We start from the raw sequence: 20,702 nt of genomic DNA, 5'->3' as shown, positions 1-20,702 counted from the left end.
TAACAGGCTTACAGGCGAACAGTGGAGATGAACTGCTTCAGCTCGGGGGTCTGCGGATTGGCAAACAGCGTTTTGCTGTCGCCCTGCTCCCAGACGCGCCCCTGATGCATAAACACCACCCGATCGCCCACGTCGCGAGCGAAGTTCATTTCATGCGTCACGAGGATCAGCGTCATGCCTTCCGCCGCCAGCTGCTCCAGCACTTTCAGCACCTCGCCCACCAGCTCCGGGTCGAGCGCCGAAGTGATCTCGTCACAGAGTAAGACTTTCGGCGTCATCGCCAGCGCACGCGCAATCGCCACGCGCTGCTGCTGTCCACCGGAGAGATTGGCAGGATAGTAGTTAAGGCGCTCGCCAAGCCCGACCTTTTCCAGCATCTGCGCCGCCAGTTCGCGGCATTCCGCCTCGCTTTTTTTCAGCACGCGGCGCGGCGCCAGCATCACATTTTCCAGCGCGGTCATATGGGGGAACAGGTTGAAGCTCTGAAACACCATTCCGACGGAACGGCTGATCTCCCGCGCCTGCGATTCACGATCGGTAATCGTCATGCCGCCGAGCTTGATGCTGCCGTCCTGATAGCCTTCCAGTCCGTTCATGCAACGCAACAGGGTGCTTTTGCCCGATCCGCTCCGGCCGATAATGGAGATCACTTCGCCCATTTCGATATCGAGATCCACGCCCTTCAGCACGTGGTTGTCGCCGTAGTATTTCTGCACCTGATTAATGGTGATGAGCGGCATTGAATTTTTTCTCCAGGTACTGGCTGTAGCGAGACAGCGGAAAACAGATCAGGAAGTAACCGAGCGCTACCAGCCCGAACACTTTAAAGGGCTGATAGGTCACGTTATTGAGAATGGTACCGGCCTTGGTCAGCTCAACGAAGCCGATAATGGACGCCAGCGCGGTGCCCTTCACCACCTGCACGGCAAAGCCAACGGTGGGCGCAATGGCGATGCGAATCGCCTGCGGCGCAATCACGCGGTACAGGGTCTGACCGAAGCTGAGGCCGACGCAGCGCGCCGCTTCCCATTGCCCTTTCGGCAGCGCCTGAATGCTGCCGTACCAGATATCGAGCAGAAAGGCGCTGGTATAGAGCGTCAGCGCCAGCGAGGCGGCGGTCCAGGGCGCGACGTCGATGCCGAACAGCGCCACGCCGAAAAAGGCCAGAAACAGCTGCATCAGCAGCGGCGTCCCCTGAAACAGCTCGGTATAGCCGCGAATCAGGCGCAGCAGCCACGGACGACGCAGCAGGCGCAAAAACAGCAGTGGCAGCGTCACCAGGGTGCCGCCAAAAAAGGCCACCAGCGACAGCAGAAGGGTCCAGCGCGCCGCCAGCAGCAGGTTGCGCAGGATGTCCCAGTCGGTAAAGGTTGTCATCATGCCCGCGCTCCAAACCATTTACGTCCAATCGCCAGCAGCAGCTGGCGCATGGCGATCGACAACGCCAGATAGATCAGCGTGGTCACCAGATAGACTTCAAAACTCAAAAAGGTACGCGACTGGATCAGGTTGGCGGCGAAGGTCAGCTCTTCATAGGAAACCTGCGACACCACCGAGGAGCCGAGCATCACGATAATGCACTGGCTGACCAGCGCCGGATAAATACGTTGCAGCGACGGCGGCAGCACCACGCGCAGAAAGGTCTGCGCGCGGGTTAAGCCCAGCACGCGCCCCGCTTCCCACTGCCCGCGCGGCGTCACCTGAATACCGGCGCGGATAATTTCCGTGCTGTAGGCGCCGAGGTTGATCAGCATCGCCAGCAGCGCTGCTTCGCCCGCCGTCAGCTTTAGCCCGAGATTCGGCAGGCCGAAGACGATAAAAAAGAGCTGAACCACAAAAGGGGTGTTGCGGATCAGCTCCACGTAGCAGCCCCACAGGCGGCTGGCCCAGCCGGGTTTGCCGCTGCGTAGCGCCGCGCCAAGAATGCCGAGGCTCACGCCGCCGACGGTAGCCAGTACCGTCAGCTGAACGGTGATCCACAGGCCGGCCAATAGCTCCGGCCAGTATGGCCACAATGCGGGGAAGTTAAGTTGCCCGATCATCGTGCTTCCTTATGCCCCCAGGCTGGCGGGCAACGGCGCTTTCAGCCACTCTTCAGAAAGTTTGTTCAGCGTGCCGTCTTTGATGCCCTGCTCAATCAGCGCATCCACTTTCTCTTTCAGCGCCGGTTCGTTTTTCTTAAGGCCGATAAAGCAGGGAGAATCTTTCAGCATAAACTGAGCGACCGGCGCTTTTTGCGGGTTCTGGCGCGCGATAGCCGCTACCACCAGATTGCCGGTGGCGACATATTCCACCTGGCCGGAAAGATAAGCGGAGAGCGTGGTGTTGTTATCTTCATAACGTTTTACCTGCGCATCTTTCGGCGCGATCTGGCTCAGCACCATATCTTCTACCGCGCCGCGCGTCACGCCGACCGATTTGCCGCTCAGCGCCGCCGCGTCTTTCAGCGTCTCGCCTTTTGGACCGAACACGCCAAGAAAGAAAGGCGCGTAAGCGCGGCTGAAATCGATCACTTTTTCACGCTCGGCGTTTTTCCCCATGCTGGAGATCACCAGATCCACTTTGTCGGTTTGTAGATAAGGCACGCGGTTGGCACTGGTTACCGGCACCAGCTGCAACTTAAGTTTCATCTGTTTGGCGAGGTATTTCGCCATATCGATATCATAACCCTGCGGCTGCAGGTCAGTGCCCACCGAGCCAAACGGCGGGAAGTCCTGCGGCACAGCCACGCGGATCACGCCACGCTTCTGAATATCTTGCAGCTGATCCGCCAGCGCACTGCCCGCCTGCGCCATCATCAGTGCTGCACTCACCACTGCCATCACGACCTTTTTCATTCTGCACCCCGGAGAAGTTAATGTGAAACGAAAGATTCTTAACAACCCTTTCTGCAACTAATGTGCCAATCGCAGCGTCAGAAAAAATATCCTTTCGCCGCACAGGTTAATCTGAAAAAAGCGGGAAACGGCGGCGGTATGTGGCGAGGCGCGAGTGAACCAAAACGAGGCAAGGCACCAAAATGGTGCCCCTTAGCGGTGTTCCAGCTCGTCCAACTGCTGATAAAGATCGGCAATCTGGTGGATACGCTGACGCCCCTGCGACAACATCTCGTGCAGCAGCGCATTGGCCAACAGATTGATCAGGCTCATCGCGCCGGCGTAGCTGTCGAAGGCTGAAACGCTGTCGAGCGGCGCGCAGAACTGCCAGCGCGCCAGCGCGATGATGCTCTGCGCCTGTGGCTCGCACAGCGTCAACAGCGGGATATTGTCGCTTTGTAGCTGCTGCATCAGCGGGCGGATAATGCGCGGACGGCGGCGAAAAGCGATCACGACCACCATATCTTCCGGGGTGATATCCACCAACTCTTCTGCCAGCGTCTGGCCGGGTTGCGGCAGAATGTGCACTTGCTGACGCACCTGCAACAGCTGCTGACGCAGGTGCAGCGCCACCGGCCAGGAATTACGCATGCCGATGATAAAGATACGTTTAGCCTGCGACAGCACCTGGATCACCTCGCCGAACTGTTGCGGATCGATGCTGTTGACCCACTGCGTCAGGTTCGCCATCTCCTGCTTGTAATGCCTTGAAAGCAGCGTGTTGCCCTGCACCGCATCGCGGTTATCGGTGAGCGGCATACCGCTCTGACGCAGGGTGCGCAGCTCCTCACGCATATCTTTATATTTTTCATAGCCGAGCCGCTTAAACAGCCGGCTCACCGTCGCCTTGGAGACGCCGCTCAGGCGTGCCAGCTCGGCGCTGTTGTAGCTGATAAGGTCGTCAAAGTGATCAAACACAAAGTCGGCGATGCGCTGCTCCTGAGGCGAGAGTTGGGGATAATGGCTTCTGAGCCTTTCATCAAGCTGTTTCATCACGGTTCCTGTAACTTTTGTTTCAGCACAAGCTAGCATAAATTGATCCAGGTTCGCGCAGCAGCCAGGGTTAAACAGACAAAACTGGAACAGCTCTTGCTTAATTTCCTCCAGATACCCTGAAAAGAATGAGCGAAGAATGATACAAAGCAATATGGCGCCGCTGGGCATGGCGGTCACTCCCCACCATCTGGCCAGTGAGAGCGCACTGGCGGTACTGCGTGAAGGCGGCAATGCGCTGGAAGCGATGGTCGCCGCCGCTGCCACTATCGCCGTGGTCTATCCCCATATGAATGGCCTGGGCGGCGACGGTTTCTGGCTGGTGGTGCCGCCGCAGGGCGATCCCATCGCCATCGACGCCAGCGGCGCAGCAGGCTCGCTGGCCCACTTCGATTTCTATCATGGTGAAACGCATATTCCTCATCGCGGACCCAAAGCGGCGCTGACCGTCGCGGGCACCGTGAGCGGCTGGGCAGAAGCGTTGCGGCTGTCGCAGGAACTGGGTGGCACAGCGTTGCCACTGGCGCGTCTGCTGCGCGATGCTATCCGCTATGCGGCCGACGGCATTCCGGTTACCGCCTCGCAATCCGCCGCCACCGCCGCCAAAAAGCATGAGCTGCGCGATCGGCCCGGTTTTGCCGCCACCTTTATGCCCGACGGCGAGGTGCCGCAGCCCGGCAGCCGATTCACTCAACCGGCGCTGGCCAATACCCTGAGCCAGCTGACGGAACAGGGACTGGAGAGTTTTTACCGTGGCGATCTGGCGCACAAGCTGGCGCGTGAGATGTCGGCGCTCGGTATGCCGATCACGCTGGAAGATTTACAGCAGCAGCGCGCGCGACGCTGTACGCCGCTGCATGTCGCCCACAGCGAAGGTGACATTTACAACATGACGCCGCCAACGCAGGGGCTGGTCTCGCTGGCGATCCTCGGCATTACCGACCAGCTGGATATGGCGAATGCCGATGAGGCGCAGACCGTGCATCGCATTGTCGAGGCGACGAAAAAGGCGTTCGCGCTGCGCGATCGCCACATCACCGATCCGCGCCATATTGAGACCGATTTACAAGAGCTGTTGACGCCGCAACATCTCGCCATGCTCGCCAGTGAGATTAACGAAGATCAAGCCGCCCCCTGGGGCACCGGGCGCGGGCCGGGCGATACCGTCTGGATGGGCGTGATGGACAGCAGCGGGCTGGCGGTTTCCTTTATCCAGAGTATCTACCATGAATTCGGCAGCGGCGTGGTGCTGCCCGATACCGGCATTACCTGGCAGAACCGCGGCGCCGCTTTCAGCCTGCAACCCGATCATCTGCTGGCGCTGGCGCCCGGCAAGCAGCCTTTTCATACCCTTAACCCTGCCGCCGCGCGCCTGAAAGATGGCCGTACCATGGTTTATGGCTCGATGGGCGGCGACGGTCAGCCGCAGACCCAGGCGGCGATTTTTACCCGCCACGTCACCCAGGGCCTGCCGTTGCAGCAGGCGGTCAGCGCGCCGCGCTGGCTGCTGGGCCGCACCTGGGGTCAGGCATCCGATACGCTGAAGCTGGAGAGCCGCTTTGCGCCCGAAACGTTTGAGCGTTTGCGCCAGCTCGGTCATGAGGTGGAGAGCCTGGAGGATTACAGCGAGGCGGTCGGTCATGCGGGCGCCATCGTCCGACACAATAACGGCATGCTGGAAGGCGCGTTCGATCCACGCAGCAACGGCAGCGCCGCCGGTTTTTAAGGAGGATAAAGATGCAACAAGAGAGTGACTGGGCCGCTTACGTGGCGCAAATGGAGCTGGTGCTGGGCGTGACGCTGGACGATGCACGCCGCGCCGAGCTACTGACGCAGTTTACCCGCATCGCGGGTATGGCCGCGCCGCTGATGGCGTTTCCTCTGGACGAACGTCTGGAAGTTGCCGGAGTTTATCATCCATGAACCTGTCAGCATTAAGCATCAGCCAGCTGAAACAGGCGCTGGATGCAGGCGAGCTGAGCGCGCACGAGGTGGCGCAGCAGACGCTAGAGGCGATTGAACAACATAATCCGGCGCTGAACGCCTGGACCGACGTGACGGCCCAGCGCATGTTAAAAGAGGCCGATCGGCTGGATGCGCAGCGTCAGCGTGGCGAAACCCTGCCGGAGCTGGCGGGTATCCCTTATGCGGTGAAAAACCTGTTTGACGTGGCGGGCCACACCACGCTGGCTGGCGCCAGCCTGTTCAGCGATAACCCCGCCGCGCGTCAGGATGCCTGGGCGGTAGAGAAGCTGAGCCGCTCCGGCGCGCTGCTCTCCGGCATGCTGAATATGGACGCTTACGCCTACGGTTTTACCACGGAAAACAGCCACTACGGCGCAAGTCATAATCCGCACGATCTTAGCCGCATCGCCGGGGGCTCTTCCGGTGGTTCAGCCGCGGCGGTGGCGGCGGGTCTGGTGCATTTTTCCCTCGGCACCGATACCAACGGCTCGATTCGGGTGCCCGCCTCGCTGTGCGGCGTGTTCGGCCTGAAACCGACCTTTGGCCGATTGTCACGCAGCGGCAGCCATCCCTTTGTCGCCAGCCTCGATCATATCGGTCCCTTTGCCCGCCGCAGTGAAGATCTGGCGCTGGTGTATGACTGTTTACAGGGGCGCGATGCCAGCGATGCATTCCAGGCCGATCGCCCGGTTGCCGCAACGCTGCCCGCTTTGCAACAGGGTGCCGATAGCCTGCGCTGCGGCGTGCTGGGCGGCTATTTCAGCACCTGGTGCGATGATGATGTCCGTGCGGCGCTGGCTCAGGTTGCCCGTGCGCTTGGTGCAGATGACGAAGTGGTCCTGCCGGAAGCGGCGCTGGCGCGCTCGGCGGCCTTTATTCTTACTGCCTCTGAAGGCGGCAACCAGTATCTGCCCGCGCTACGTCAGTCGCCGGAGCGCTTCGAGCCGCTGTCACGCGAGCGTCTGCTGGCGGGCGCAATGATCCCCTCCCCCTGGTATCTACAGGCGCAGCGTTTCCGTCGTTATTTCCAACAGCAGGTGCTGCCGCTATTCGACCACTTCGATCTGTTGATCGCCCCGGCGACGCCGTGCAGCGCGACCCCCATCGGGCAGGAGACCATCCGCATCAACGGTCAGGATCTGCCGACCCGCGCCAGCATGGGAATGTTGACGCAGCCGATTTCTTTCCTCGGACTGCCGGTCTGTACCGTACCGCTGAAGAGCGCGGGCGGACTGCCCATCGGCCTGCAACTGATTGCCGCGCCGTTTAAAGAAGATCTGGCGCTGCGTGCCGCCTGGGCGCTGGAGCAGCAGAGTCTAACGATGCCGCAAATCAGCATGATGGAGCCATAAATGAAGCCTGAAGAGATTGACCTGCCGTCGGTGGTTACCGAGGTAACCGCCGCCTTTAACCGTTACGAACAGGCGCTGGTGAGTAACGATATCGCCGTGCTGGATGAGCTGTTCTGGCACGACGCGCGAACCGTGCGTCTCGGCGCCGGTGAGAACCTGTATGGCATTGATGAGATCCGCGCCTTCCGCGCCGCCCGTCCCTCTGTGGGGCTGGCGCGCAGCCTGCGCAATACGGTGATCACCACTTACGGCACGGATTATGCGGTGTGCAGCACGGAATTTACCCGTGAGGGTAACGAGAAGATTGGCCGCCAGCAGCAGACCTGGGTACGGATGCCCGATGGCTGGCGCATCGTGGCGGCCCAGGTGAGTTTAATGAGCTGACGTACTGTGGCTTTGTCCTGCTCAGGCAGGACAAATGCCCTTACGCATCCGGCGCGGGATGCGTTTTTATCCAGTGCTCCGCTATCTGCTGCCGCGTGCAGATCCAGACATTCTCATGCTGCTGGATATGATCCAGAAAGCGTTGCAGGGCGCGGAAACGACCCGGACGCCCCAACAGGCGACAGTGCATGCCAATCGACATCATCTTCGGCGCAGTTTCGCCCTCTTCGTACAGCACATCAAAGCTGTCGCGCAGATAGGTAAAAAACTGCTCGGCGGTGTTGAAGCCCTGCGGCGTGGCGAAGCGCATATCATTGCACTCCAGCGTATAGGGAATGATCAGGTGCGGCTTAACCGTGCCGTCCTGACAGGTGACCTGCATCCAGAACGGCAGATCGTCGCCGTAATAGTCGCTGTCGTAAGCGAAGCCGCCATGCTCAACCACCAGACGGCGCGTATTGGGACTGTCGCGCCCGGTGTACCAGCCGGTCGGCGCTTTGCCGAACAGATCCATCAGCACGTCTACCGCCTGCTGCATATGCTGTCGCTCGGTTTTCGCATCCAGGCCCTGATAGTGGATCCAGCGCCAGCCGTGGCTGACCACGTCGTAGTCGGCTGCTTTGATCGCCTCGACAATCTCCGGATGACGCGCCAGCGCCATCGCCACGCCAAAAACCGTCAGCGGCAGGCCGCGTTTCTGAAATTCATTATGAATACGCCAGAAACCCGCGCGGGAGCCATATTCATACAGCGAATCCATCGACATATGACGATCGGCATAGCTGGCTGCGCCAATGATATCGGAAAGGAACTGCTCGGAGCCGGCGTCGCCATGCAACACGTTATTTTCCGCGCCTTCTTCGTAATTAAGCACAAACTGGACCGCGATGCGCGCATTGCCGGGCCAGGCGGCATGCGGCGGATTTGCGCCGTAGCCAATCATGTCGCGCGGATAGTTTTTGTTGAAGCTGTACTCTTTTTTCTGATCATTATTCATGCTTCATTTCCTGTCGTCGAGCTTCAATATCCCGTTAGTTTAGGTGCTGAAAGGCGCCCGTGAGCGTTTTTTGCAGCGGATAAGCCAAATCGCCATGCTTGCTGGTGCCAAATCCCAACGCTATCAGCGACTCCACCATTTTTACCGCCGCGCTGACGCCATCGATGACCGGTAGCCCCAGCTCTTGCGTCAGTTCCTGCGCCAGCGTCGCCATGCCGCCGCAGCCAAGCACAATGGCGCCGCTGCCATCTTCACGCTTCGCCTGTATACAACGCTCACGCACTTTTTCCTGCGCCAGCCCGCTGCCATCCTCCAGCGCCAGCACCGGCAGATCGATGGCGTGCAGAGCCGCGCAGTGATGAGTAAAGCCATACTGCTGCAACAGATGGCGGGCAATGATCAGGGTGCGCGGCAGCGTGGTGACAATGGAAAAGCGCGTGGCGACCAGGGTGGCGGTATGCATCGCCGCCTCGGCAATGCCGATCACCGGCCCCGATGCGATCTCGCGCGCCGCCAGCAGCCCCGGATCGCCGAAGCAGGCGATGACATGCCCGCTCGCCCCCTGCTCCCGTCCCCGCCTGACCTGCTCAAGCACGCCGACGGCGGCAATCGCCTCGTCAAAATGGCCTTCGATGGAGGGCACGCCCTGTGAGGGGGATACCGCGAGGATTTCGGTACCCGGCGCGGCAACGGCGCGTGCAGCGCGGCCAATGGTTTCCGTCATCGCCTGGCTGGTGTTGGGGTTGATAACCTGGATCAGGCTCATGGGGCCACTCCTGTACCGGCAAACAGCCGGGCAAAATCGGGCAGAACCTCGCCGCTGCGTTCAAAGTGCAGACTGGCCAGAATATGATCGAAATGTTGCTGTAATGCGTCAGTGAGCGGCTGCAGCGCTTTTTTGCGCAACAGCGCCACCAGCCGATCGTGATCGTCGCAGCGGCAGCCGCGCTGCCAGGGGGCGCCCCAGGCGGCGATGACCAACGACGAACGCTGGGTCAGGCGCGTTACCATCTCCGTTAATACCTGATTGCCGGAAATCGCCTGCAACTGGATATGAAACGCGGCGGAAAGGCGAATCGCCGCCGGACCATCATGCTGTTGATGCGCCTGCTGCTCCTGCTGAATCAGCATCTCCAGCGCCGCCAGATGCGGCGTCTGTAAATGCGCCAGCACCGCCGGCAGGTTGGCGCCCTCCAGCAGCGCACGTGTCCGGAAGATCTCTTTCGCTTCATCTACTCCCGGCGTGGCGACCTGTGCACCACGTTTGGGCGTCAGGGTGATCATTTGCACTGCGGCAAGGCGCTGAAGCACCTTACGAATGCCGGTGCGGCTGACGCCAAACACCTGGCAAAGCGCCTCTTCGGGTAGTTTGCTGCCCGGCGGCAGCTGATGTTCAACAATGGCGTTCATCAACGCCTGATAGATAGGTTCGTCTTTGTCATTCAGGTCTGAGGCCGTTCGCTGGCCTGCTTCACTCTTCATTTACCCGCTCCGGTAATCTACTGTGCGCAACACATCGTATACATGGCTAATTATTTATGTATACAAAAATTCATTTCTGGCCTGAATCCTGCAATGCAGTTTCACGCAGTGATTAATCATCTTTTATGAAGAGGAGCAGGTTTCATGCCAAAACATTCAAACGTGACCAGCGCGTCGGCCTCTGAAGCCCACGCACACTACAGTCCGCGTCTCTGTAATGACGATCTGGCGCCAACACGCGATCAGAACTGGACGTGGTACAACATCTTTTCTTTCTGGATGTCTGATGTGCACAGCATGGGAGGCTACGTGGTGGCCGCCAGCTTTTTTACTCTGGGCCTGGCGAGCTGGCAGGTGCTGCTTTGCCTGCTGGTCGGTATCTGTATCGTACAAATTTGCGCTAACCTGGTGGCGAAACCGAGTCAGATGGCGGGCGTGCCTTATGCGGTGATCTGCCGTCAGGCGTTTGGCGTTTTCGGCGCCAATATTCCGGCGGTGATTCGCGGACTGATCGCCTTTGCCTGGTACGGCATCCAGACCTATCTGGCCGCCAATGCGCTGATGCTGGTGCTGCTGAAATTCTTCCCCTCTCTCACTTCACTGACGCAAAGCAGCTTGCTCGGTCTGTCGCAGCTCGGCTGGATCTGTTTCGGCGTGATGTGGTTCTTGCAGGCGATGGTATTCTGGCACGGCATGAGCGCCATCAAACGCTTTATCGATGTGGCCGGACCGGCAGTTTATATGGTGATGGTGGCGCTGGCTGGCTGGATTGTATACAAAACCGGTTTCGACGGCATTTCCTTTACCCTGGCGAGTAAATCTCTCAGCGCAGGCGAGCAAACCTGGCAGATGATTACCGCTACCGCGCTGGTGGTTTCCTATTTTTCCGGCCCGCTGCTGAATTTCGGCGACTTCTCCCGCTACGGCAAGAGCATGGGCGATATCCGTCGCGGCAATCGCTGGGGTCTGCCGTTTAACTTTCTGCTCTTCTCCATTGTCACCGTAGTGATCGTCTCCGGCACCCAGTCGCTGTTTGGCCGCATGATTACCGATCCGATTGAAACCGTGAGCATGGTGGGCAGCGATTTTGCCGTGGCGATCGGCCTGTTGACCATGATTACCGCCACCATCGGCATCAATATCGTGGCGAACTTTGTTTCTCCCGCCTTTGACTTCTCTAACTGTTCGCCGCAGAAGATCAGTTTCCGCACCGGCGGTATGATCGCGGCAGTGGGATCGGTGCTGCTAACGCCGTGGAACCTGTTTCAGTCGCCGGAGCTGATTCATTACACTCTGGATGTGCTGGGCGCCTTTATCGGCCCGCTATTTGGTATCCTGCTGGCTGACTTTTATCTGATCAAGCGCAGCCAGATAGTTGTTGATGACCTGTTCGATGCCACGCCGCAGGGACGTTACTGGTATCGCGGCGGCTTTAACCCGAAAGCGATTGCCGCTCTGGTTCCCGCTGTGGCGATTGGCCTGATCATCAGCTTTATTCCTTCTCTGCACGCCGTGGCTAACTTCAGCTGGTTTATCGGCGCGGCGCTGGGCGCAGGCTGCTACCGCTGGCTGGCACGCGATGAGCGCGCGGTGGTTCCGGCAGCGAGCTATAACGCCCGTGTGGCGGTACAGAAAGAGTAAGCTCTGGCCGCACGCTTTCCGGCGTGCGGCTTCTCCCCTTCCCCGCCCCACCCCGATCACAAAAAACCAACTCTCTCTTTTTTCCCTGTTGATCATCAGGCTGTCGCCTCATATACCTTTCCTGTGTGAAATAAACTCCTCATAAGGAACCGCTCTATGGTTGGTAAAGTCCGCCTTAATCGCCTGCTTAATCAGGGAAAGTGTCTGGATGTGGCGATCGATCACGGCATCGCCAACGAGCCTGATTTTTTAATCGGTCTGGAAGATATCGCTGAGGTGATGAAAAACCTGATTGTCGCCCGGCCAGACGCGATTCAGGTGAATTATGGTCAGGCCGATCTGCTACAGCAGCATCAGGGAGATAAACCGGCGTTGGTGATGCGTACCGACGTGGGCAACGCTTATAACCAGGCGCGTCATCGCGAAATGTGGGCGGTGCTGCATAACCCGGATGAGCCTGTGCTGGCCGCTCTGCAGATGGATGCCGCCGCCGTGGTGGTGAATCTCTACCTCATTCCGGATGAACCGGCGATTTTTCGTATGTGCATCGAGAATATTGGTCGTCTGCGCCATGCCTGCGAGCGTTACGCGATGCCGTTGATGATAGAACCGCTGGTGATGGCCCCTGCCGGACAGGACGCCGCCTACGCTTCACTCGGTGACGTGGAGAAAATGGTGCCGTTGGTTCGCCTGGCGCGCGAGCTTGGCGCCGACATTATCAAAGCCGATCCCACCGATAATCCGGCAGAGTTTCATCGCGTTGTTGAAGCCGCACGGATAAAAGCCAAAAACCAAAAAGCCGATTCATTGCTGAATCGGCTTTTCTGAATAGTTGGCGGTGCGGACGGGACTCGAACCCGCGACCCCCGGCGTGACAGGCCGGTATTCTAACCGACTGAACTACCGCACCGCGCTGTGTTCCCCGTCGGGAACGGAGCGAATATTAATGGGCGCCGCAGCGGGCGTCAATGCTTTTCCTGCCTGAACATTCCGTTTGCTGCTTTTTTCGGCTCAACGTTGATTTTACGCGCGAAACGGCCCGATTCAGGCGCGCCAGAGGCAGTTGCCGCCTTTCTTCATCACCAGATCCAGACGGGACTCATGCGCCATCAGCTCCTCATCGCTCGCCTGCACCACGCGCAGCGCCGAAACTGGCCGGGCGATGCGCTGAATGCCCTCGCCTTCCGACTGCGCGGAACGATCGCTTTCCAGCGAGAACGACAGCGAGGTCTGGCCGCCGGTCATCGCCAGATAAACTTCAGCCAGGATTTCGGCATCAAGCAGCGCGCCGTGCAACGTACGCTTGCTGTTGTCGATCTCATAGCGCGAGCAGAGCGCATCCAGGCTGTTACGCTTGCCGGGGAACATCTTACGCGCCATTAACAAGCTGTCAGTGATTTGGCAGAAGGTGTCGGTTTTGCCGATACCGCGATTCAACATGCCAAATTCATAATCCATAAAGCCAATGTCGAACGAGGCGTTATGGATCACCAGCTCTGCGCCGCGAATGTAATCAAGGAATTCATCGGCGATATCGCTGAAGACAGGTTTGTCTGCCAGAAACTCATCGGCAATGCCGTGAACGCCGAAAGCTTCCGGATCCACCAGCCGATCCGGCTTCAGGTAGAGATGGAAATTATTGCCGGTCAGGCGACGATTGATCACTTCCACCGCACCGATTTCAATGATGCGGTGACCTTCATAATGGACACCGATCATGTTCATGCCGGTGGTTTCAGTATCGAGAACGATCTGGCGGTTATTTGCAGTGCTCATAGGACTCGTTTTATGTCAGACTTGGCGTTTTTTCAGAAGGAAGTCTACCAGAGATGCGTAAACAGGTAGAAATATTCACCGATGGATCCTGCCTCGGCAACCCGGGTCCCGGCGGCTACGGCGCAATTCTACGCTACCGCGGACATGAAAAGCCGTTCAGCGCGGGCTATCACCTCACTACCAATAATCGTATGGAACTGATGGCCGCCATCGTGGCGCTGGAAGCGTTGACGCAACCCTGCGACGTGACGCTCAGCACCGACAGCCAGTATGTTCGTCAGGGCATTACCAGCTGGATCCATAACTGGAAAAAACGCGGCTGGAAAACCGCTGATAAAAAGCCGGTAAAAAATGTCGATCTCTGGCAGCGGCTCGATCTTGCGCTCAGCAGCCATCAGATCCAGTGGGAATGGGTCAAAGGCCATGCCGGTCATGCCGAAAATGAGCGCTGTGATGAGCTGGCGCGCAGCGCCGCAGCCAATCCGGCTTTTGAAGATATCGGCTATCAGCCGGGATCCTGATCTTTCATATCACGAAACTGACGCGTGGCGTTTACTGCCGGACGCAGCTGTGTTTTGCCCAGCGCCTTTCTCGCCCGCGTCATGGTCAGCGGAAAGGTGCGTTTGCGCGCCACCACAATATTAAGACAGCCCAGCGCGGGCAAATGGGCGCTGATGACTTTTCCGCCCTGCCGGTGCCAGGGCACTACCTGAAAGCGCGTGCGGAAAACCACCTCGTAATTAAGCAGGTGCAGCCAGTCCAGCAGGCGCACCTGGCTAAACATACGGCTGCTCCACGGTGCTTTGCGGTGCAGTCCCGGAATCCCTTTACTCACGCCCAGCAGGCTGAAAGGATTGAAGCCGCTGATGATCATCCAGCCATCGTCAATCAGCACGCGATCCACTTCGCGCAAGATGCGGTGCGGATCCTGGCTCCAGGCCAGCGCGTGAGCCAGCAGGCAGGCGTCGACCGACTTGGATTCAAAGGGCAATTGATCCGGATTCGCCACCACCTGCAACAGATCTCCTTCGGCGCCGACGTTCACCTGATGCGAAATAGAACAGTTTTGCGTATTGATTTCTGCGCTCAGGTTGCCAATCTTAAGCATATGAAAGCCATACAGCTTTCCAAGCCAGGGCTGTAGCTGCTGCGTTAAGGCGTCACGAAAGTATTCTCCCCACGGCATATCGCGCCAGGAGAGCGGCGCGGTCAGAATTTGGCGTGTCTTAGCTGGCTTCATGCTTTACCATCGTCCTTTTCCTACGGCCTGCGAGAGGTGTCTATGAATCTTACCAGCATTCCTGCCCTTCAGGATAATTACATCTGGACCCTGAATGATGAACAGGGAAACTGCGTGATTGTTGATCCGGGCGAAGCGCAAGCGGTGATTGAAAAGGTGTACGCCAACGGCTGGCATCCCGTGGCGATCCTGCTCACACATCACCACTCGGATCATGTCGGCGGCGTAAAAAAACTCTGTGAAACTTTCCCTGGTCTTGTGGTTTACGGTCCACAGGAGACACAAGATAAGGGGGCGACGCATATTGTCGTGGAAGGCGATCGCATTGATATTTTGGACTGCGAATTTAGTGTCATTTTTACGCCAGGTCACACTTTAGGACATATCTCATATTACAGTTCGCCTTACCTTTTTTGCGGAGATACGATGTTTTCTGGCGGATGCGGGCGGCTATTTGAAGGAACCGCTGAGCAGATGTATGAATCTTTTCAAAAGCTTAATCAACTGCCTGATGAAACGCTGATTTGCTGCGCGCATGAGTATACGTTATCTAATCTGAAGTTTGCCGCCGCCGTGCTGCCTCATGACCCGCAGATTACAGCTTGTTATCAGCAAATTAAGGACTTACGCGCTAAAAACGGCATTACTTTGCCGACAAAACTGGCCCGTGAACGGCAAATAAATTTATTTCTGCGAACGCAAGAGCCTGATTTACAAAGGGCTGTAGGCGTCAATATCCCGCCAGCCCATGCATGGGAAACTTTTGCCGTTTTACGCGACAAGAAAGACCGTTTTTGATTTACGGGTTGTGTTGTGTCAGAGCGTCACGTATCATTGCTCGTCTTTTAAGCGAACTATTGACACACACATGAAGGCTAAAGCGATTCTACTCGCCTCGGTCTTGCTGGTGGGATGCCAGGCATCACGGAATGACGCCAATATCCCCGAACAGCATGCACAGAGCCTGTCTTCAGCTGGTCAAAGTGATAATGAAAAGTACGGAGAGCGATTGTTATCGCCGCGTTGGCAGGATGATGGAACAAGCCTCGCAAAAGATAACGATCTCTGGAACTTCATCAGTGACGAGTTGAAGATGGGGATTCCGGAAAACAGCCGGATCCGCGAACAAAAAACTAAATATTTAAGAAATAAGAGCTATCTCCACGATGTAACATTACGGGCAGAGCCGTACATGTACTGGATTGTCGAGCAGATACATAAACGTAAAATGCCGATGGAACTGGTACTGCTACCCATAGTGGAGAGCGCTTTTGACCCCCATGCCACCTCTTCCGCCAATGCCGCAGGCATCTGGCAGATTGTGTCAACAACGGGGCGCAATTATGGTTTGAAACAGAACCAATGGTACGATGGCCGACGCGATGTCGTCGCCTCAACCAAGGTCGCGCTGGATATGATGCAGCGTCTGAACAAGATGTTTGACGGTGACTGGCTGTTGACGGTTGCCGCCTATAACAGCGGTGAAGGACGTGTATTAAAAGCGATTAAGCAGAACAAGGCGCGCGGCAAGCCGACCGACTTCTGGAACCTGTCGCTGCCACGCGAAACCACGGTTTACGTGCCGAAAATGTTGGCCTTGAGTGAAATCCTCAAGAACAACAAGCGTTACGGTATCAAGCTGCCGACGCCAAACGAAAGCCGTGCTCTGGCGCGTGTAGAAGTGGGTCAGCAGATGGAACTGACGCAGGCTGCCGAAATGGCCGGTATGTCTTTGAGCAAGTTGAAAAGCTTCAATACCGGGTATAAAGGTGAGACGACAGCGCCGAACGGACCGCACTATATTTTAGTGCCGAAGTCGCATGTCGAAAAGCTGCGCAACTCGCTGGCTTCCGGTGATATCGCGGCGGTACAGCCGACGCAGCTGGCGAAAAACAGCGCCTCCGGCAGCTATAAAGTGCGTCAGGGAGACACCCTGTCCGGTATCGCCAGTAAAATGGGCGTTAGCATCAGTACCCTGAAACAGCTTAACAACCTGCGTGGCGCCAGCATTAAACCCGGTCAAACGCTGACCGTTGGCGATAAAGGCAGCCAGCTGGCCGATAACGGCAACAGCATCACCTATCGTGTTCGCAAGGGTGATTCTCTTGGCAGTATCGCGCGACGCCATGGCGTCAACATCAAGGACGTTATGCGCTGGAATACGGTGCTGAGCGACGCTAAAGACATACAGCCAGGCGATAAGCTGACGCTGTTTGTAAATAATAGCGCAACGCCAGATACCTAATCGTTCGAAAAGGCTGATATTTATCAGCCTTTTTCTTTTTTTGCTTTCCTCTCTCCCCGATGTCCACTATTCCTTTCTGCTTCGATACCCAGCAACAACGTGACGGCGATCATTTATTAAACAATTAATACTTGTATGGTAGAAACCCTTCAGCCAGGTTAATAAACGGATATGGGGTTGTACATATTATGTAACTTCCGCCGCTTTACTGAGCGATGACAGGGGCGCGATGAGAATTCATGGCGCAAAACAGATCGCCTTCAGAGCGATCCCGCGACAAGGTTACTAACCATGAGTGATACGCTGAATCAACCTTCCAGGCCTTCAGAGGAGGCCGATAAGGTAAAGTCTGAGCAGGCAACAGTGACGCAAAAAAGATCTTTTCTGCCCCGCGCCCATCCCATTTCGTGGTGGATGTTGGTGATTACTACCCTGGCGATCCTGATGAACTCTATCGATCGCATCATTTTGCCCACGCTGCTACCCGCCATTATGAAAGATTTCAATATCAGCGAGGTACAGGCGGGCTGGATCAATTCGCTGAGTTTTTTCGGCACGCTGTCAGGCGCGGTGCTGTTTGGCCTGCTCTCTGACTATATTGGCACCGGCTATCGGCGCTGTTACAGCTGGTGTCTGGCGGTGCTGGTTGAGATTATTTCCGGCGTGGCGACGGCATTTTGCAAAACGCTGGGCGCTTTTCAGGCGCTACGCGTATTTATGGGTATGGGCACCGGCGGCTCTGAGCCTATCAACGTGGCCTTACTGGGCGAATGGTGGCAGAAAGAAAACCGCGGATTTGCCATTGGCGTGCACCATACGGGTTTCCCGCTGGGGCAGTTTATCGGCCCGGTATTGATCGCCGCCATTCTGGCCGTAGGCGACTGGCGACAGGCGTTTCTTTTTATTCCGCTGATTGGTCTGGTGATTGTGGGTCTGCAACTGCTGATCGGGACCAAAAAGAATCATCAGCGGGTATTTAGCTGGATCAAGTCCAATAATTTGACGCAGCCTATTGAGGCCAAACCGCAGAAAACCAGCTTTGCCGCCTCTTTCAGCTGCCTGAAAAACCGAAATTGTCTGCTGGCCATTGCGCTGGTGTTTGGCTTTACCTGGGCGGAAATGGGTATCGCGAATTTCTTAACGCTACAGCTGACGCGCGAGGCGGGTCTTGATCTTTCCACCGCTGCGATAATTTCTGGCGCATCCGGCCTTACCGGCTGGATTGGGCAAATCCTCTGGGGCAGCTTTTCCGACGTGCGTGGCCGTAAATCCTCACTGGGTTTTATTATTATCGGCTGGATTATCGCCAGTGCGCTTTGTGCATTTATCCATTCCGCCACGCTCGGCTGGGCGATTCTAATTTTCTGGGGACTGTTTCGCAACTCCCCTTACCCGGTCGCCTATGCGCTGCTGATTGACTCAGCACCCCATTCCGCAGCATCCAGTATGGGATTAATGATTGGGTTGGCCGTGGGTATTGCGGGCATCCTGGTGGCGCCGATCAGCGGCTGGATTATTCATAGCTGGGGCTTCGGCGTACATTACGCCGTGATTGTGGGGGTTCTGCTACTCTCCTGCCTGCCGCTCTGGCTGATCAAAGAAACTGTTAACCTGAAGCGAGCCTGATATGCAATCACTCTGGAACCTGCTGCGCGACAGCGAGATCGTTGAACTCAACCATCTTTATCAGGAATACATGCCGGTCTGGCCCACGCATCCCAAATTTGTTCTGGCTGCCAATGAAAGCTACGAAGGAGGGGACGGTAACTATAATTGCCAGCTGATTATGGGCGATCATTGCGGTACGCATGTGGATTCGCCTTCGCATTTTATTCAGCAGGGTAAGACTATCGATCAGGTTGATGTCAGGCAGCTGATGGGACGCGGTATCCTGATTGATATTTCACATTTTCCGCCAGGAGAAGCCGTTGGCCGGGAAGCTATCGATCTTTGGGAAAAGCAAAACGGTCCGGTTAAAGCTGACGACATCGTGATATTTCGTACCGGCTGGCATGAAAAATGGGCACGGCGGCCAAATCAGGCTGATTTTCTCAGTGAGTGGCCCGGAATTTCAGCACAGACTGCTGACTATCTTATCGCTAAAGGCGTGCATGTGTTTGGTACCGACGCGCTGTCGCTGGATGCATGGCGCAGTGAAGGCAACCCGGCACATCAGGCTGTTCTGGGAAATGATAATTTAATTATTGAAAATCTGGCTAACCTGCATCAGCTACCGGCCGTGTTTACCTTTATTGCGCTGCCGTTACGCATTGAGCAGGGTTCCGCATCACCGGTGCGCGCCATTGCTCTGGTAGATAAACACTGATACTCAGCGCTTCGGATCAAACTCTACTAACAGAGGATTATGATCCGAAGCACGCGTGACCAGCACCGATGCTTCACTAACGTTCATATCACGATAAAAGACGAAGTCGAGCGGACGGCCAAAGGCTTTACGTCGATGGTCGTCGGTAAACATTACCTCTTCCAGCGCCATCTCTTCGGCAAAACGATAGAGTGCATTGATTCGCTGTCGACTCCAGGCGTTAAAATCACCGGCCATGATCACCGGACCGCGATGATGAAGGATCTGCTCTCCAATCGGCCCCAGCTGTTTACTGTAGACATCAATCCCAAGGCTGAAGTTAACTGCGTGGATGTTGACCACCATAAGCATATCGCCGGTAGGCAGCGGGTAAGCTGTGACAAGAGCTGACTTCGCCAGGCGCAACAAGGGTTCACGCTCGCGCAGCGGGCAACAGTATACAGGATGCGCCGAAGCCAGCGTCATGACCCCTGAAGGATGCTGTGGCAGCACAAAAGCCGGCACCTGATCGGCCGCAAGGTAGTTACTGGTGGCGAACTGAATCAGCTCTGGTGTGGTCTGCGCTTCCTGAAGCAGCACCAGATGAGCATCTTTACCAAATCCCTGCAGCACCGACATCCAGTCCGCCCGCTGTTGCTTAAAGATGTTCCATACCAAAACTTTAAGATTAGGCTGTGCAGGTAATGGCGCGCCGGGTGGTAGCGCTTGTCCAAGATGTAGCATCGCTCCGGGAGGGAAAATCCGCTCCACGGGCTGTCCGGCCACGTACCGCATTGCAAAAGTTTTTTTCCGCACTTTCCCGCCTGATCCTGGTTGCTGTTAAATGCTCATGTCTTCTTTCAGTTATAGGGATTGTAGTACGCCGTTTCAATGGATGTTCCTGATTGCCATCATTCACATTATGACTCACAAGGTTATCCTGCTGGCCAGTGTCTGTTTCGTACTTTCCCGATGACCGCTCAGGTAAGCTTTGATAAGGCTATGCGTGCTGGAAATGAGACGCCAGGCAGGAAGTGCTTTTATTTGAAGAAAAGCGTCCTGTTAAACTGGCGATTGGGAGAGGAAAAATGAAAAAGCCCTGACATTCCTGTCAGGGCTTATCAATAGAGTGGCGGTGCGGACGGGACTCGAACCCGCGACCCCCGGCGTGACAGGCCGGTATTCTAACCGACTGAACTACCGCACCACCGAATACTGCATTACCAGCGGGGTCTCGCTGATAACCGGTGTTACCTTTTCAGGTAAGTACCCAATTTGATGCCTGGCAGTTCCCTACTCTCGCATGGGGAGACCCCACACTACCATCGGCGCTACGGCGTTTCACTTCTGAGTTCGGCATGGGGTCAGGTGGGACCACCGCGCTACAGCCGCCAGGCAAATTCTGTTTTCCCGCGCCGCCCCTTCAGGCCACGCCGGACTTATCCG

21 protein-coding genes, 2 tRNA genes, 1 rRNA gene and 1 pseudogene are annotated in these 20,702 nt (G+C 56.8%); 11 read left to right on the top strand and 14 right to left on the bottom strand.

Annotation, left to right across the window (positions count from 1 at the left end; all coding sequences use genetic code 11):
* Positions 1-8: 8 nt before the first annotated feature.
* The 5 genes from ABU178_RS04965 to hpxU all read right to left on the bottom strand — a co-directional run bounded on the left by ABU178_RS04965 (position 9) and on the right by hpxU (position 3,869).
* The gene (locus ABU178_RS04965; protein ID WP_397212576.1) at positions 9-740 is read right to left on the bottom strand and encodes an amino acid ABC transporter ATP-binding protein; all 732 of its coding nucleotides are present in this window, start codon (positions 738-740) and stop codon (positions 9-11) included.
* Complete coding sequence (locus tag ABU178_RS04960; RefSeq protein ID WP_397215688.1) at positions 721-1,377, bottom strand: amino acid ABC transporter permease; 657 nt, start codon at positions 1,375-1,377, stop codon at positions 721-723. Before ABU178_RS04960 ends, ABU178_RS04965 begins: the two co-directional genes overlap by 20 nt.
* Positions 1,377-2,042: an amino acid ABC transporter permease gene (locus ABU178_RS04955; protein WP_397212574.1), complete on the bottom strand. Its 666-nt coding sequence runs from the start codon at positions 2,040-2,042 to the stop codon at positions 1,377-1,379. The genes ABU178_RS04960 and ABU178_RS04955 overlap by 1 nt, the downstream gene beginning before the upstream one ends.
* Before the next feature lie 9 nt (positions 2,043-2,051).
* A complete protein-coding gene (locus ABU178_RS04950) occupies positions 2,052-2,837 on the bottom strand; it encodes a transporter substrate-binding domain-containing protein (protein ID WP_397212572.1) in 786 nt (261 codons plus the stop codon).
* A gap of 192 nt (positions 2,838-3,029) precedes the next feature.
* Positions 3,030-3,869 (bottom strand): MurR/RpiR family transcriptional regulator HpxU, encoded by an 840-nt coding sequence (gene hpxU, locus ABU178_RS04945; RefSeq protein ID WP_397212571.1) that lies wholly within the window; start codon positions 3,867-3,869, stop codon positions 3,030-3,032.
* Between the two features lie 139 nt (positions 3,870-4,008).
* Between hpxU and ABU178_RS04940 the strand changes: the two genes are divergently transcribed.
* From ABU178_RS04940 to hpxZ, 4 genes are read left to right on the top strand one after another with little or no spacing between them, the layout of a single operon-like run.
* Positions 4,009-5,595: a gamma-glutamyltransferase family protein gene (locus tag ABU178_RS04940; RefSeq protein WP_397212569.1), complete on the top strand. Its 1,587-nt coding sequence runs from the start codon at positions 4,009-4,011 to the stop codon at positions 5,593-5,595.
* Between the two features lie 11 nt (positions 5,596-5,606).
* Complete coding sequence (hpxX, locus tag ABU178_RS04935) at positions 5,607-5,792, top strand: oxalurate catabolism protein HpxX (protein WP_397212567.1); 186 nt, start codon at positions 5,607-5,609, stop codon at positions 5,790-5,792.
* Entirely contained in the window at positions 5,789-7,186 is a 1,398-nt protein-coding gene (locus ABU178_RS04930; protein WP_397212565.1) for an AtzE family amidohydrolase, read from the top strand. Before hpxX ends, ABU178_RS04930 begins: the two co-directional genes overlap by 4 nt.
* On the top strand, positions 7,187-7,570 hold the full coding sequence (gene hpxZ / locus ABU178_RS04925; protein ID WP_397212563.1) for an oxalurate catabolism protein HpxZ: 384 nt from the start codon (positions 7,187-7,189) through the stop codon (positions 7,568-7,570). It begins immediately after the preceding gene.
* A 40-nt stretch (positions 7,571-7,610) separates the two neighbouring features.
* Here the strand turns inward: hpxZ and puuE are convergent, their stop codons facing one another.
* The 3 genes from puuE to ABU178_RS04910 are packed head-to-tail and all read right to left on the bottom strand — an operon-like array spanning position 7,611 to position 10,049.
* A complete protein-coding gene (gene puuE / locus ABU178_RS04920) occupies positions 7,611-8,567 on the bottom strand; it encodes an allantoinase PuuE (RefSeq protein ID WP_397212561.1) in 957 nt (318 codons plus the stop codon).
* 34 nt (positions 8,568-8,601) lie between these two features.
* Complete coding sequence (gene hpxA / locus ABU178_RS04915) at positions 8,602-9,333, bottom strand: allantoin racemase (RefSeq protein WP_397212559.1); 732 nt, start codon at positions 9,331-9,333, stop codon at positions 8,602-8,604.
* Entirely contained in the window at positions 9,330-10,049 is a 720-nt protein-coding gene (locus tag ABU178_RS04910; RefSeq protein WP_397212557.1) for a GntR family transcriptional regulator, read from the bottom strand. The genes hpxA and ABU178_RS04910 overlap by 4 nt, the downstream gene beginning before the upstream one ends.
* Before the next feature lie 144 nt (positions 10,050-10,193).
* On the opposite strand from ABU178_RS04910, the gene ABU178_RS04905 reads away from it, so the two are divergent.
* Both ABU178_RS04905 and ABU178_RS04900 read left to right on the top strand, forming a co-directional pair.
* Positions 10,194-11,690, top strand: a complete 1,497-nt coding sequence (locus ABU178_RS04905) for an NCS1 family nucleobase:cation symporter-1 (RefSeq protein ID WP_397212555.1) — start codon at positions 10,194-10,196, stop codon at positions 11,688-11,690.
* 156 nt (positions 11,691-11,846) lie between these two features.
* Positions 11,847-12,467, top strand: a pseudogene (locus ABU178_RS04900) (class I fructose-bisphosphate aldolase); the annotation flags it as partial.
* A gap of 56 nt (positions 12,468-12,523) precedes the next feature.
* Here the strand turns inward: ABU178_RS04900 and ABU178_RS04895 are convergent.
* Positions 12,524-12,600, bottom strand: a tRNA-Asp gene (locus ABU178_RS04895).
* A 134-nt stretch (positions 12,601-12,734) separates the two neighbouring features.
* Positions 12,735-13,466 (bottom strand): DNA polymerase III subunit epsilon, encoded by a 732-nt coding sequence (gene dnaQ / locus ABU178_RS04890; protein WP_397212553.1) that lies wholly within the window; start codon positions 13,464-13,466, stop codon positions 12,735-12,737.
* 53 nt (positions 13,467-13,519) lie between these two features.
* On the opposite strand from dnaQ, the gene rnhA reads away from it, so the two are divergent.
* Positions 13,520-13,987, top strand: coding sequence for a ribonuclease HI (rnhA, locus tag ABU178_RS04885; protein WP_397212551.1), 468 nt, complete (start codon positions 13,520-13,522; stop codon positions 13,985-13,987).
* On the opposite strand, the gene ABU178_RS04880 is transcribed toward rnhA, so the two are convergent.
* Positions 13,972-14,706: a class I SAM-dependent methyltransferase gene (locus ABU178_RS04880; RefSeq protein WP_397212549.1), complete on the bottom strand. Its 735-nt coding sequence runs from the start codon at positions 14,704-14,706 to the stop codon at positions 13,972-13,974. The two genes, rnhA and ABU178_RS04880, sit on opposite strands and share 16 nt — an antisense overlap.
* Positions 14,707-14,748: 42 nt before the next feature.
* On the opposite strand from ABU178_RS04880, the gene gloB reads away from it, so the two are divergent.
* From gloB to ABU178_RS04860, 4 genes are all read left to right on the top strand, one after another.
* The gene (gloB, locus tag ABU178_RS04875) at positions 14,749-15,504 is read left to right on the top strand and encodes a hydroxyacylglutathione hydrolase (protein WP_397212547.1); all 756 of its coding nucleotides are present in this window, start codon (positions 14,749-14,751) and stop codon (positions 15,502-15,504) included.
* Between the two features lie 70 nt (positions 15,505-15,574).
* Positions 15,575-16,951 (top strand): murein transglycosylase D, encoded by a 1,377-nt coding sequence (gene mltD, locus ABU178_RS04870; protein ID WP_397215686.1) that lies wholly within the window; start codon positions 15,575-15,577, stop codon positions 16,949-16,951.
* 291 nt (positions 16,952-17,242) lie between these two features.
* Positions 17,243-18,577, top strand: coding sequence for an MFS transporter (locus ABU178_RS04865; RefSeq protein WP_397212545.1), 1,335 nt, complete (start codon positions 17,243-17,245; stop codon positions 18,575-18,577).
* A 1-nt stretch (position 18,578) separates the two neighbouring features.
* Positions 18,579-19,277, top strand: a complete 699-nt coding sequence (locus tag ABU178_RS04860; RefSeq protein ID WP_397212543.1) for a cyclase family protein — start codon at positions 18,579-18,581, stop codon at positions 19,275-19,277.
* A gap of 3 nt (positions 19,278-19,280) precedes the next feature.
* Here ABU178_RS04860 and ABU178_RS04855 read toward each other — a convergent pair whose 3' ends face one another.
* The 3 genes from ABU178_RS04855 to rrf all read right to left on the bottom strand — a co-directional run bounded on the left by ABU178_RS04855 (position 19,281) and on the right by rrf (position 20,652).
* Positions 19,281-20,072, bottom strand: coding sequence for an endonuclease/exonuclease/phosphatase family protein (locus tag ABU178_RS04855; RefSeq protein ID WP_397212541.1), 792 nt, complete (start codon positions 20,070-20,072; stop codon positions 19,281-19,283).
* 314 nt (positions 20,073-20,386) lie between these two features.
* Positions 20,387-20,463: transfer RNA gene (locus tag ABU178_RS04850), tRNA-Asp, on the bottom strand.
* A gap of 73 nt (positions 20,464-20,536) precedes the next feature.
* Positions 20,537-20,652: ribosomal RNA gene (gene rrf / locus ABU178_RS04845) — 5S ribosomal RNA — on the bottom strand.
* Positions 20,653-20,702 lie beyond the last annotated feature (50 nt).

This window comes from Pantoea osteomyelitidis, assembly GCF_044342975.1.
GTDB lineage: Bacteria > Pseudomonadota > Gammaproteobacteria > Enterobacterales > Enterobacteriaceae > Pantoea > Pantoea osteomyelitidis.
Note: the sequence above shows the minus strand (reverse complement) of the source record. Positions and strands in the feature narration are given on the sequence as shown.